General features: G+C 45.5%; 11 protein-coding genes and 2 tRNA genes. 10 read left to right on the forward strand and 3 right to left on the reverse strand.

From position 1 onward, the window contains the following. Nucleotides 1-38 precede the first annotated feature (38 nt). The 3 genes from lon (at nt 39) to ACN0QW_RS04265 (ending at nt 3,103) form a co-directional block, all read left to right on the forward strand. A complete protein-coding gene (gene lon / locus ACN0QW_RS04255) occupies nt 39-2,438 on the forward strand; it encodes an endopeptidase La (protein WP_299373923.1) in 2,400 nt (799 codons plus the stop codon). A 169-nt stretch (nt 2,439-2,607) separates the two neighbouring features. Beyond that, on the forward strand, nt 2,608-2,883 hold the full coding sequence (locus ACN0QW_RS04260; protein WP_046505047.1) for an HU family DNA-binding protein: 276 nt from the start codon (nt 2,608-2,610) through the stop codon (nt 2,881-2,883). Nucleotides 2,884-3,027: 144 nt separating this feature from the next. Beyond that, nucleotides 3,028-3,103: transfer RNA gene (locus ACN0QW_RS04265), tRNA-Val, on the forward strand. 333 nt (nt 3,104-3,436) lie between these two features. On the opposite strand, the gene ACN0QW_RS04270 is transcribed toward ACN0QW_RS04265, so the two are convergent. From ACN0QW_RS04270 to ACN0QW_RS04280, 3 genes are all read right to left on the reverse strand, one after another. Next, a complete protein-coding gene (locus ACN0QW_RS04270; protein ID WP_417429075.1) occupies nt 3,437-3,958 on the reverse strand; it encodes a CBS domain-containing protein in 522 nt (173 codons plus the stop codon). A gap of 375 nt (nt 3,959-4,333) precedes the next feature. Then, nucleotides 4,334-4,510, reverse strand: a complete 177-nt coding sequence (nqrM, locus tag ACN0QW_RS04275) for a (Na+)-NQR maturation NqrM (protein ID WP_417429656.1) — start codon at nt 4,508-4,510, stop codon at nt 4,334-4,336. Between the two features lie 69 nt (nt 4,511-4,579). Continuing rightward, on the reverse strand, nt 4,580-5,626 hold the full coding sequence (locus ACN0QW_RS04280; protein ID WP_417429077.1) for an FAD:protein FMN transferase: 1,047 nt from the start codon (nt 5,624-5,626) through the stop codon (nt 4,580-4,582). A gap of 162 nt (nt 5,627-5,788) precedes the next feature. Here ACN0QW_RS04280 and ACN0QW_RS04285 point away from each other — a divergent pair, with 162 nt between their 5' ends. The 7 genes from ACN0QW_RS04285 to ACN0QW_RS04315 all read left to right on the forward strand — a co-directional run bounded on the left by ACN0QW_RS04285 (nt 5,789) and on the right by ACN0QW_RS04315 (nt 12,131). Next, a complete protein-coding gene (locus ACN0QW_RS04285) occupies nt 5,789-7,132 on the forward strand; it encodes a Na(+)-translocating NADH-quinone reductase subunit A (protein WP_417429079.1) in 1,344 nt (447 codons plus the stop codon). Nucleotides 7,133-7,136: 4 nt separating this feature from the next. Continuing rightward, nucleotides 7,137-8,336, forward strand: coding sequence for an NADH:ubiquinone reductase (Na(+)-transporting) subunit B (locus ACN0QW_RS04290; protein ID WP_417429081.1), 1,200 nt, complete (start codon nt 7,137-7,139; stop codon nt 8,334-8,336). Then, nucleotides 8,329-9,135 (forward strand): Na(+)-translocating NADH-quinone reductase subunit C, encoded by an 807-nt coding sequence (locus ACN0QW_RS04295; RefSeq protein ID WP_417429083.1) that lies wholly within the window; start codon nt 8,329-8,331, stop codon nt 9,133-9,135. Before ACN0QW_RS04290 ends, ACN0QW_RS04295 begins: the two co-directional genes overlap by 8 nt. Continuing rightward, the gene (locus ACN0QW_RS04300) at nt 9,135-9,788 is read left to right on the forward strand and encodes an NADH:ubiquinone reductase (Na(+)-transporting) subunit D (protein ID WP_417429085.1); all 654 of its coding nucleotides are present in this window, start codon (nt 9,135-9,137) and stop codon (nt 9,786-9,788) included. Before ACN0QW_RS04295 ends, ACN0QW_RS04300 begins: the two co-directional genes overlap by 1 nt. Continuing rightward, entirely contained in the window at nt 9,788-10,396 is a 609-nt protein-coding gene (gene nqrE / locus ACN0QW_RS04305) for an NADH:ubiquinone reductase (Na(+)-transporting) subunit E (protein ID WP_417429087.1), read from the forward strand. The genes ACN0QW_RS04300 and nqrE overlap by 1 nt, the downstream gene beginning before the upstream one ends. A gap of 13 nt (nt 10,397-10,409) precedes the next feature. After that, nucleotides 10,410-11,633, forward strand: coding sequence for an NADH:ubiquinone reductase (Na(+)-transporting) subunit F (gene nqrF, locus ACN0QW_RS04310; RefSeq protein WP_299373893.1), 1,224 nt, complete (start codon nt 10,410-10,412; stop codon nt 11,631-11,633). Between the two features lie 421 nt (nt 11,634-12,054). Beyond that, nucleotides 12,055-12,131: transfer RNA gene (locus tag ACN0QW_RS04315), tRNA-Asp, on the forward strand. Nucleotides 12,132-12,225 lie beyond the last annotated feature (94 nt).

Here is a 12,225-nt window from a genome sequence, read left to right on the forward strand (position 1 = left end):
TAGACTCTGTTTTTAAGCCAGCGAGCTTGTGAGGATATATGTTGGAAATTTCTCACGGTGATGTTTATCCCGTACTCCCTTTACGTGACATAGTTGTCTTCCCGCATATGATTGTTCCACTATTTGTCGGACGAGATAAATCTGTTCGTGCGCTTGAAGATGTGATGAAAGAAGACAAGCAGATACTGCTTGTGACACAGAAAAACGCATCCCAGGATGACCCAAGCCCGTCTGATATCTACACCGTAGGTACAATCGGTACGGTTCTTCAATTGCTTAAGTTGCCTGATGGTACCGTTAAGGTGCTGGTTGAAGGTGTTCGTCGTGCGAAGATTACGAAATTTTCTGACAATGAAGACTTCTTCCAGGCCGAAGCTGAGCCATTGGACGATGACGAGGGTGATGAAAGAGAACTTGATGCTCTTTCAAGAAGTGTGGTTTCTCAGTTCGAGCAATACATTAAGCTGAACAAAAAAATCCCACCGGAAGTTTTGGTCTCAATTAACCAAATCGACGAATCTGGTAAGCTTGCTGATACAGTTGCATCGCATCTTTCGTTGAAGATTTCCGAAAAACAGGAACTTCTGGAATGCGAGACAATTGCTGAACGTCTGGAAAAAATTTACGGCTTTATGGAAGGCGAAATCGGCGTTCTTCAAGTCGAAAAAAGAATTAGAAATCGCGTTAAGCGCCAAATGGAAAAAACCCAACGCGAGTATTATTTGAATGAGCAACTAAAAGCTATTCAAAAAGAACTTGGCGAGGGCGAAGATGGTCGCGATGAGCTTGCCGAACTTGAAGACAAGATCGAAAAAACCAAGCTCACTAAAGAAGCTAAAGAGAAATCTACGGCGGAGCTGAAAAAGCTTCGTAACATGAGCCCGATGTCTGCGGAAGCAACGGTAGTTCGTAACTATCTTGACTGGATGCTTTCTATTCCATGGAAAAAGCGCAGCAAAATCAAAAAAGATATTCCCAATGCTGGAAAAGTTCTAGATGAAGAGCATTTCGGTCTTGAGAAGGTCAAAGAACGTATTTTGGAATATTTGGCTGTTCAGCAGCGGATGCGTAAAGTCAAAGGTCCAATCCTTTGTCTTGTTGGCCCTCCTGGAGTTGGTAAAACATCTTTGGGTAAATCGATTGCGCGGGCAACAGGACGTAATTTTGTACGTATGAGCTTGGGCGGTGTACGTGATGAATCCGAAGTACGTGGTCATCGCAGAACCTATATCGGGTCTATGCCGGGTAAGGTTATTCAGGGAATGAAGAAGGCTAAATCGTCTAACCCGTTATTCCTGTTAGATGAGATTGATAAGCTGGGCAATGATTGGCGTGGCGATCCTTCTTCGGCGTTGTTGGAAGTGTTGGATCCGGAACAAAACAATACTTTTAACGATCACTACCTCGAAGTTGATTACGATCTTTCTGATGTGATGTTTGTCACGACAGCAAACTCTTTGCGTATGCCACAGCCGTTGTTGGATCGTATGGAAATTATTCGAATCCCGGGTTATACCGAAGACGAGAAGCTGCAGATTGCGATCCGACATTTGTTGCCAAAGCAGTTAAAAGATCATGGTATCAAAAAAGAAGAGTGGTCTATTGATGATGAAGCGCTTCGCAAATTGATACAGCATTACACTCGAGAAGCAGGGGTTCGTAGTCTGGAGCGTGAAGTTGCGAAGCTGTTGCGTAAGGCTGTTAAAGAAATCGAGATGGGTACAACGGATGCAGTTCATGTGACCGTTGATAACCTTGGTGATTTTGCTGGTATTCAACGTTATCGTTACGGTGAAGCTGAACAGAAAGATCTTGTCGGTGTTGTTACCGGTCTTGCCTGGACAGAAGTTGGTGGTGAACTCCTGACCATCGAATCTGTGACTGTTGCAGGTAAGGGTAAAGTTTCTGCGACGGGTAAACTTGGCGATGTGATGAAAGAATCTATCCAGGCTGCAGAATATTTTGTGAAGAGTCGTAGTCTGGAATTTGGCATCAAGCCGTCTCTATTCGATAAGAAAGACATCCACGTACACGTTCCAGAGGGGGCGACTCCTAAAGATGGGCCTTCGGCTGGTGTGGCGATGGTGACGTCGATCGTCTCTGTTTTGACAGGAACACCGATTCGACATGATGTTGCAATGACTGGTGAGGTAACATTGCGTGGTCGTGTGCTGCCAATTGGCGGTTTGAAAGAAAAAATGATGGCTGCGCTTCGTGGAAATATCAAAACGGTCATTATCCCACAGGAAAATGAGAAAGATTTAGCTGATATTCCTGATAATGTTCTTCAGGGACTCAAGGTAATTCCTTGTTCTACGGTCGATGAGGTCCTTAAAGCGGCGCTTTCAGAGAATCTGACGCCAATAGAGGATTGGAACGAAGGAAGTGATGCGGAAAAGCATCATGAAGGCGATCGTGAAGGGGTAATTACGCACTAGTTGTGCTTTTTGTGGGGCAAGATAGATAAAATGCGACCAAAACCCTTGGGATTCGGACGTTTCTTGCATTGACGTCGCTGCCATTAGCGATCTACAATTGCCCCACAATCAAGAAGTCGTTAGACACTTTTTTTCAATCTTACCCGTATAATTAGAGGGGGGGTCAACCATGAATAAAAATGATTTGGTCGCAGCTGTAGCTGATAAAACAGGTCTATCTAAGGCCGATGCAGGTAAAGCAATCGACGGTGTATTCGAAGCTGTAACAGATGCTCTAACTGGCGGTGACGAAGTTCGTCTCGTTGGTTTTGGTACTTTCAGTGTAGCAGCACGTGCTGCTTCTCAGGGTCGTAACCCACGTACTGGTGAGGTTATCCAGATTCCTGCTTCTAAGCAGCCTAAATTTAAAGCCGGTAAAGGCTTGAAAGACGCTGTAAACAAGTAATAACTGTTTGTAGTTGTTTATGAAAAACCGGTTAGCGATCAGCTAGCCGGTTTTTTTTTGTTTATTGTCAATTTTGTGTAATTTTACCCTTGCCAAGGAACGCGAATCACCTTAAAAGCTCCTTCATCAGACGAGACGTCTGGTGGGCGATTAGCTCAGTTGGTAGAGCATCTCGTTTACACCGAGAGGGTCGGCAGTTCGAGCCTGTCATCGCCCACCAGACGTCTTAATTAAAACGGCGCTTCAAATAATTGAAGCGCCGTTTTTACATTTATAAATCAATGTCTTGCGCCTTCGATGTCGAATGCCAAAAGCTGTTCTAGAAGTTCGTTGTAAGCTTTTACACGATCATTTCATTTCGGCATTTCATTCTGGCATTCCATTATGATTGATCGTTCTATTAAGAGAGCGCGCTTCCAGTTGCAATCAATACAATAAACGTTCGTCAGGCTTGCTGTGAAGGTGATGGATTGAAAGTAGCTCGAGGAGAGAGACATCATCATGATAAAGCGCTCTCCTGACGGTGACGTTTTAACCTCTCGACGAGCGCTCTTTAACCAACAACCAGCTGTTTTAGCTGTAGGGTCTCGTACTCTAGTTCATTAAGTCGATAGTTCACGACATCACCGATCGTGACGACACCAAACAGTTTTTGGTTCTCTAACACTGGCATGTGTCGAAAGCGACCATCTGTCATGCGGCGGAGGACGGATACAAGTGCTTCGTCCCGAGTGCATACTTCTACTTCGCAGGTCATAACTTGTTCGACTTTATGGGGCAGGGTGCGCCCGGGTGTTTCTGCGAGTTTCCGGACTATATCACGCTCTGAGAGAATCCCGAGTAAAGTGCCATCAGAGTCAGAGACAACCAAGGCCCCGATCCGTTTTTCGCTGAGCAGATCGACTGCTTTTCCGAGAGTATCTTGAGGGTTAATCGAAAAAATAGCATCGCCTTTGTTGGAGATAATATTTTGCACTGTGGCTGTTCCGGCAGCAAAATTAGATTGAGCCGACTGACTAACTGTTTTTTTTTGCTGGTTATCACTTTTTCTTGGTGCTTGGTAGGTTGTAGGCATAAGAAGCATCCTGACTTGATTGTCATTATGGTCTGTGCTTAATAACTATAAGACAAATCATTTACTTAGGGAAGTCTTGCTTTTTGATCACGATAACTCTTGCCCCTTGGAGCGCGACGTTAATTTTCGTAATCGCCTGTATGGCTGGCTATAAATATCGCCGAGTGTGGAAAGCCGAAGGGCCGACTTGGCAACTGTGGATTTCCGGCCTTGTTGCAGCAAGTTGCCTATTGATATTAGGATTTGTGCCTCTCACAACAGGATCTTAGTAAGTAGATTACCCAGATTTTTTTATTACAAGAAAATAGATAAAAAAAATCCTCTCTAATCAGATAATTAGAGAGGATTTTTTTGACGAGGAAGTCTGTTCGTTATCTAGCTCGGTTGATTCTGTTTTTCTCGTGCGCGCGGGCAACTTAGTCTGTCTCGAAGAGGACTGTTTGGATCGACTTCTTTATTGCAGACCAAGCAATGATCAGCGCCACTGATGGCGTTTAAACCACCACAGCTGCCCTTAATCGTCTTGCCCTGCATAATAACACCAATGGCCATGCCTAGGACGAGTAGGGCTAAGATGCCGAATGCTAGTAAGAAGGTTGCCACTGGTTAGTTATCCAATCTCTAAGCTTGCATGTCGCTAAAGCGCGTGCTTGGCGTTGTGATAAACTTAGTATGGGTAGCATTGCTATCACGTTCAATGAACAATACGGCCATATCAAGATTATTTGCAATTTCCAGACCGCGCTCTTTACCAAGAACAAGCATGGCAGTTGCCCAAGCATCAGCCAGCATCGCATTTTCTGTTAGTACTGTTACAGACGCAGTTGTGTGAGTAATAGGGCGACCAGTTTGAGCGTCGATGATGTGTGAATAACGCACACCGTCTTGTTCGAAATAATTTCGGTAGTCACCGGATGTGGCCATGCCAAGGTTTGAAAGGCCCACAACTTCTTGCATTGTACGGTCATGTGCATCTGGTGTCTCAATACCGATTTGCCATGGTGCACCATCTGGATTGAGGCCCGCAGTGTAAAGGTCGCCACCAATCTCTACCATAAAGTCTTTGATGCCGTGGCTCTCAAGCTTACGGGCAATTACATCAACGCCATAACCTTTGCCAATAGCAGAGAGATAAATTTCTGTTTCAGGTGTTTGTTTCTGAAGCGATTGATCAGAAACACGTAAGGTCCGGCTTTGACCTGACGCACTAAGTGCAGTCTCAATTGCTTCTGCTGTCGGTGTCTGTGTTGTGTTGCCTACTGAACCAAAGCCCCACAGATCAATCAATGGACCGAGAGTAACATCAAACTGCCCGTCGCTTGCGGTGTGAACGGCATTGGCAGCATTCATAACCTCCGCAAGTGCAGGTGAAACAGTAACCGAGTCGGTTGAGGTCGAGGCATTGAAACGTGAGATTTCAGATGCTGGGTCCCAGTTTGATAGCTGCGTGTTTACTTGCAACAAAGCTGAATCAATATCTTTACGTAGCTGATCTTCTGATAAAGCCTGTGTGTGATCGACTGCTACTATAGAGTAGTTGGTGCCCATGGTGAGACCGGCGACTTTTAACACCGATGATGAAGATCCTAATTTGCAAGCACTCAATGCAGCGAGGCAAGCAGGCATGATCATGAAATTACGGCGCGAAATGAGGAAATTATCCGGCACTATTAAGGCCTCCGTGCTAATATAAAAGCTAGTTTCATTGGCTTATGGGCGAGTTTTATAGCAGATTCAACAAAAAATTAAGTCTTTGTGCCCAAAAAAGTACTTTAAGAGGCCGCATAATTGTCGCATAAGAGCTAAAAATTTTTACAGGACTGCATAAACGTGCCGAAATTCTCGTTACGAAAAGGTCTTGATGTTCCTGTGCTGGGGGCACCCGAGCCTGGAATCAAAGATCCTGCTACAGTTGGCTCCGTTGCTATATTAGGCGCGGACTATATTGGCCTGAAACCGCGCCTTACGGTTCAGGAAGGGGATGTCGTTGCGGCAGGAACCCCTATTCTATCCCATAAAGACACACCTGAAGTTCTAATCACGTCACCAGTTTCTGGTCGGATTAGAGCTATCAATCGAGGCGCACGACGTGTCTTGATCAGTGTCGTAATTGACATTGACGAGACGGCTGCTGAACCGATTGATTTTTCTAGCGTGGGTGATGTCTCTACCGCGGAAGGTTTGGTTGAGCGTCTTTGTACTGCTGGACTTTGGACGTCGTTTCGCACGAGACCTTATTCTAAGGTTCCTGTGCCGGACAGTAGACCGTCAGCCATTTTTGTGACGGCAATGGATTCAGAGCCACTCTCAGCTGATCCTGCAGAGATCATTGCTGATGAAGCGGAGAATTTTCGCAAGGGACTTGAAGCGATTACGCTGCTTACAGAGGGTAAAACCTATCTTTGCCAAGCGCCAGATGTTGATATTCCAGGTTCAGACATTTCAGCCGTAACTGTTGCAAGTTTTTCAGGGCCTCATCCTGCTGGCTTGGCTGGAACACATATACATTTTCTTGAGCCACCAAAAGGTGATCAAGCTGTTTGGACAATAGGCTATTCGGATGTCATTTCGATCGGCAAGTTGATTTCAACTGGGTGTTATGATGCAAGCCGTGTTGTTGCATTGTCTGGTCCTCTTTGCGCTAATCCTCGTTTGGTTCGCACGATTGCTGGTGCATCGATGGTAGATCTGGTTGTTCAAGATATTCCTAGTGATGTATCGGTCCGTATGATTTCTGGTTCAATTCTTAGTGGACGCATGGGCGAGGGCGAAGATGGATACCTTGGCCGCTACGCACGTCAGATTACATTGATCGAAGAAGACCAAAAACAGATCACGATGGGTTGGATTCTCCCAATGCCGTCGAAATATTCAGTACAACCAGTATTGGGATCTGCTTTCTCTAAGAAGCTTTATGCTTTGACGTCAAACCTCAATGGTGGTCGTAGAGCTATGGTGCCGCTTGGTACTTTTGAAGGGCTTATGCCGCAGGACTATTTGCCAACTCAGCTCTTGCGAGCGCTTTTAGTGATGGACACCGATCAGGCACAGGCACTCGGTGCACTGGAATTGGACGAAGAAGATCTTGGCGTAGTGGGCTTTGCTTGCCCAGCCAAATATGAATATGGCACGGCGCTACGCGACTGCCTTAACAAGATCGAAAAGGAGGGCTGATCTCGTGGGTATTCGCAACTTTTTCGATCGTATAGAGCCTCATTTCACCAACGGTGGTAAATACGAGAAGTTCTTCCCCATCTATGAAATGGTTGAGAGCTTTCTCTACACGCCAAAAACGGTGACGAAAGTCGCTCCGCATGCAAGATCTTATGTGGATATGAAACGCATCATGACCTATGTGGTCATTGCGACGATCCCTTGTATTCTGATCGGGCTGTATAATGTCGGTTTTCAGACGAATGCGGCAATGGAAGTCCATAATTCGTCTGGTTGGCGGGTATGGCTTCTTGATTTATTAGGGGTTGGTTTTGACCCTAATAACCCCATAGCCAATTTCTTACATGGTCTGCTTTATTTCCTTCCAATTTATATCGTAACACTTGTTGTTGGCGGTATTTGGGAAGTCATCTTTGCGACGGTGCGTGGTCACGAAGTTAACGAAGGTTTTCTAGTTACTTCAATGCTTTATGCGTTGATTTTACCACCAAGTGCCCCTTTGTGGCAGGTTGCTCTAGGTATTTCTTTTGGCGTTGTTATCGGTAAAGAGGTATTTGGCGGAACTGGTAAGAACTTTCTTAACCCCGCGCTTACCGGACGTGCTTTCCTTTATTTTGCGTATCCGGCACAAATGTCGGGCGAAACTATTTGGACGCCTGTTGACGGTTTCTCTGGCGCGACGGCCCTTTCTGTCAGCGCTTCTGAAGGGTTCTCGGAACTTGCTGCTCGTGGGATTGATTGGACAAGCGCCTTTGTTGGTACGATCCAGGGATCTATTGGCGAAACCTCTACATTGGCTTGTTTAATTGGGTTGAGCTTTTTGCTGATTACCAAGATTGCCAATTGGCGTCTTGTCGTTGGTTGTTTGGGCGGTATGATCGGCTTTTCTTTGCTTCTCAATTGGGTTGGGTCTGACAGTAACCCGATGTTTGCAATGCCGTGGTATTGGCATCTTGTAACGGGTGGTTTTGCTTTTGGTCTTGCCTTTATGGTTACGGAACCTGTTTCTGCCTGCCACACCAACGTTGGGCGTTATATCTATGGCGCATTGATTGGTTTTATGGTGGTCATGATCCGGGTAATTAATCCGGCTTTCCCCGAGGGAATGATGCTTGCCATTTTATTCGGAAACGTCTTTGCGCCACTGATCGATTATTTTGTGGTACAAGCCAATATTAAGCGGAGGGCAAAGCGTAATGCCTGACGAAAATAAAAAACCTGGATTGTTACGCCGTTTTCTTGATACGCCCCCTGATTCAGTGGGTAAAACGGTAGTTGTAGCAGTAACGCTTTGTCTTGTGGCTTCGATGATTGTGTCTGCTGTTGCGGTGTCGTTGAGACCTGTGCAGGAAATCAACAAGCTTAAAGACAAGCAGATCAACATTCTGCAGGTGGCTGGGCTTTATAGTCCTGGCACAGATGTGACAGAGTCGTTCAAGGTTTTCGAACCACATGTGCTAGAGCTTGCAACAGGTGAATTTACGGATCAATTCGACGCAAGTACGTTCGATGATCGCGCTGCGGCAGATGACCCTGAACTGTCTGTTGAATTGACAGATGATCCGGCGTCGATTGGTCGGCAAGCCAAGTTTGTGACTGTGTACCTCCTTCGTAATGAAGATGGCAGTCTCGACAAGGTGATCTTACCTCTACATGGGTATGGACTTTGGTCGACGCTTTATGGGTTCATTGCTGTTGAAGAAAACGCCAATGATATTTTTGGATTACAGTTCTACAGTCATGCTGAAACGCCGGGCCTTGGTGCAGAAGTTGACAATCCGCGCTGGAAATCACTATGGCGTGGTAAAAAGCTTTATGATGAGAATGACGTGCTACAGATTACAGTTGCTAAAACGGCACCGCCTGCTGGTCAGGAATTCCATGTCGACGCTTTGGCCGGTGCAACACTGACGTCTAATGGCGTAGATAATCTGGTACGTTTCTGGATGGGTAAGGCGGGATATGCTCCTTTCCTAGAATCAGTTAAAGCGGGAGAAATCTAATGGCGCAGACTCCTAAAGAACTTATTCTCGACCCGATGGTCGATAACAATCCGATTACGCTACAGGTTCTTGGTATCTGTTCAGCGCTGGCGGTAACATCTTCTTTGCAGGTGGCTTTTGTGATGGCCCTTGCTGTAACAGCGGTTACAGCATTCGCATCGATGTTTATTTCGATGATCCGAAATCAGATCCCTGGTTCTATCCGGATTATTGTACAGATGGTGATTATCGCGTCACTTGTGATTGTCGTTGATCAGGTTCTCAAGGCCTATGCTTTCGAGATTTCCAAAACGCTTTCTGTCTTTGTCGGTTTGATTATCACCAACTGTATTGTGATGGGGCGCGCAGAAGCCTTTGCGATGAAAAATCCGCCGATTGCATCTTTCATTGATGGAATTGGTAATGGTTTGGGTTACGGATTAATTTTGATGCTTGTGGGGGTGATCCGCGAGCTTTTCGGTTCTGGCTCGCTTTTTGGGGTGACGATACTTGAGACTGTGAATAACGGTGGTTGGTATGTACCGAACGGTCTTTTGCTACTGCCTCCTTCAGCTTTCTTTGTCATTGGTCTGCTTATCTGGGCGTTCCGTACTTGGAAACCAGAGCAAGTTGAAGAGCGTGATTATAAAATTCAAGTGGTTGAGGAACACTAATGGAAGAGCTGATCTCTTTAGCCGTAAAGGCGGTTTTCGTTGAAAATCTGGCGCTTTCATTTTTCCTGGGCATGTGCACCTTTATTGCTGTGTCGAAAAAGATCGCGACTGCTATCGGCCTCGGTATTTCTGTGATGGTTGTTCAGGCTATTACTGTGCCTGCAAATAATCTGATCCTGACTTACCTTCTGGCGCCTGGGGCTCTTTCCTGGGCCGGGTTTGATAATGTCGATCTGACCTTTCTTGGTCTGATTTCTTACATCGGCGTTATTGCGGCGTTGGTTCAGATACTTGAAATGGTTTTGGATAAATATTTCCCACCGCTTTACAACGCTTTGGGCGTTTTCTTGCCGTTGATTACAGTGAACTGCGCTATTCTTGGGGGCTCGCTCTTTATGGTCGAGCGCGACTATAATTTTGCAGAGGCAACGACCTACGGCATTTCTTCCGGTTTTGGTTGGGCTTTGGCAATCACGGCGATGGCTGGTGTTCGCGAAAAATTAAAGTATTCGGATATACCTGACGGTCTTCAGGGCCTAGGTATTACCTTCATCACTGCCGGCCTTATGGCGATGGCCTTCATGTCCTTTAGTGGCGTGAAATTGTAAAGGGGAGGCTCAATTGATCACATTTGGATTAGGCATCCTGCTTTTTACACTGATCGTTCTGGCGCTTGTCACGATTATTCTTGCTGCACGCTCTAAACTGGTTTCTACCGGAAACGTTGATATCACTATTAACGGTGAGAAAACAATTTCGGTTCCGGCTGGTGGAAAGTTGTTGCAAACATTGGCTGAACAGAAGCTTTTTGTGCCTTCTGCTTGTGGTGGTGGTGGTACCTGCGCGCAATGCCGGGTGAAAATTTTCTCAGGCGGAGGCTCTATTCTGCCGACCGAAGAAGGCCACATCACTAAACGAGAGGCCTCTTGCGGGGATCGCCTATCCTGCCAAGTTGCAGTTAAGCAGGATATGGAAATCGAAGTTCCTGAAGAGGTCTTTGGTGTTAAGAAATGGGAATGTACGGTTCGTTCTAACGAGAACGTGGCGACCTTTATTAAGTCATTGATTCTTGATTTGCCCGAAGGCGAGGATGTGAATTTCCGCGCTGGTGGATACATTCAGATCGAAGCGCCGGCACATAAACTGACATATAAAGATTTCGACGTTGAAGAAGAATACCGGGAAGATTGGGACAAGTTCAATCTTTGGCAATTCGAATCGACTGTTGCCGAGCCTGTTGAGCGTGCTTATTCCATGGCGAACTACCCGGAAGAACGTGGAATGATTATGCTTAATGTCCGTGTGGCATCGCCGCCACCCGGTACACAAGGTATTCCTCCGGGACAGATGTCTTCTTATATTTTCAATCTGAAGCCAGGGGACAAGGTGACGATCTCTGGTCCGTTCGGTGAATTTTTTGCTCGTGATACTGATAAGGAAATGGTCTTTATCGGTGGCGGTGCTGGTATGGCACCGATGCGCAGTCACATTTTTGACCAGCTTAAGCGTCTAAAGAATAAGGATCGTAAGATCACATTCTGGTACGGTGCACGGTCAAAACGAGAAATGTTCTTTGTAGAAGACTTTGATCAGTTGGCTGCCGAGTTTCCTAACTTTACTTGGCATGTGGCGCTATCTGATGCCTTGCCTGAAGATGATTGGGATGGTTACACGGGCTTTATTCATAACGTGCTTTATGATGAGTATCTTAAGAACCATGCGGCACCAGAAGATTGTGAATATTATATGTGCGGTCCGCCGATCATGAATTCCTCGGTAATTAACATGCTCCTTGAACTTGGAGTCGACCGAGAAGATATTATGTTAGATGATTTTGGTGGCTAACATCGAAACTGAAAATGGCCAGAGTGATGCTCTGGCCATTTTTTTTATGTGGTTGTTTTGTTAAATATTTTATAGGCGTGGCGTTCATGGGGCGTCGATGTCGTTAATCTATATGTAATTTTCTTATTGGTTTCTTTTTCTGATATAAAAAATGGACTCAAGGTTTGTATGAAAAGACTTTCTCTTAGAATCTCTACAAAATTGAACGCGATTCTATATTTTTATGTGGGGAAGAGAGGGCAAGTTTTTCAACTATTACCGCTCTTAAATCGATTCGTTAGATCATTGATGCTAAAGGATTTTCTTCTTATTTTAGGCTTTATTCAAAAAACTAAAAAAAAACTGTCAAAAATCTATTCCGTCGCTTGACAGGGGGAGGGTACTACACTAAATAAACCCTCGTCCGCAGGGATGGTTATGTGGGGGTGTAGCTCAGTTGGTTAGAGCGCTGGCCTGTCACGCCAGAGGTCGCGAGTTCAAGTCTCGTCATCCTCGCCATCATTTTTTATGATACTCCTTATATCCCTTAAGACATTGCAAATGTTTATCCTGTAGAACGGAATGTGTTTTCTTGAGTTCTTCGGTTAATACT

This window comes from Kiloniella sp. (assembly GCF_048259265.1).
Classification (GTDB): Bacteria; Pseudomonadota; Alphaproteobacteria; order Kiloniellales; family Kiloniellaceae; genus Kiloniella.

What these genes read in the sequence shown, in the direction of transcription:
- ACN0QW_RS04270 (WP_417429075.1), bottom strand. Translation starts at nt 3,958, where the DNA reads ATGCCTACAACCTACCAAGCACCAAGAAAAAGTGATAACCAGCAAAAA.
- nqrE (WP_417429087.1), top strand. Translation starts at nt 9,788, where the DNA reads ATGGAAGAGCTGATCTCTTTAGCCGTAAAGGCGGTTTTCGTTGAAAAT.
- ACN0QW_RS04295 (WP_417429083.1), top strand. Translation starts at nt 8,329, where the DNA reads ATGCCTGACGAAAATAAAAAACCTGGATTGTTACGCCGTTTTCTTGAT.
- nqrM (WP_417429656.1), bottom strand. Translation starts at nt 4,510, where the DNA reads ATGGCCATTGGTGTTATTATGCAGGGCAAGACGATTAAGGGCAGCTGT.
- lon (WP_299373923.1), top strand. Translation starts at nt 39, where the DNA reads ATGTTGGAAATTTCTCACGGTGATGTTTATCCCGTACTCCCTTTACGT.
- ACN0QW_RS04300 (WP_417429085.1), top strand. Translation starts at nt 9,135, where the DNA reads ATGGCGCAGACTCCTAAAGAACTTATTCTCGACCCGATGGTCGATAAC.
- ACN0QW_RS04260 (WP_046505047.1), top strand. Translation starts at nt 2,608, where the DNA reads ATGAATAAAAATGATTTGGTCGCAGCTGTAGCTGATAAAACAGGTCTA.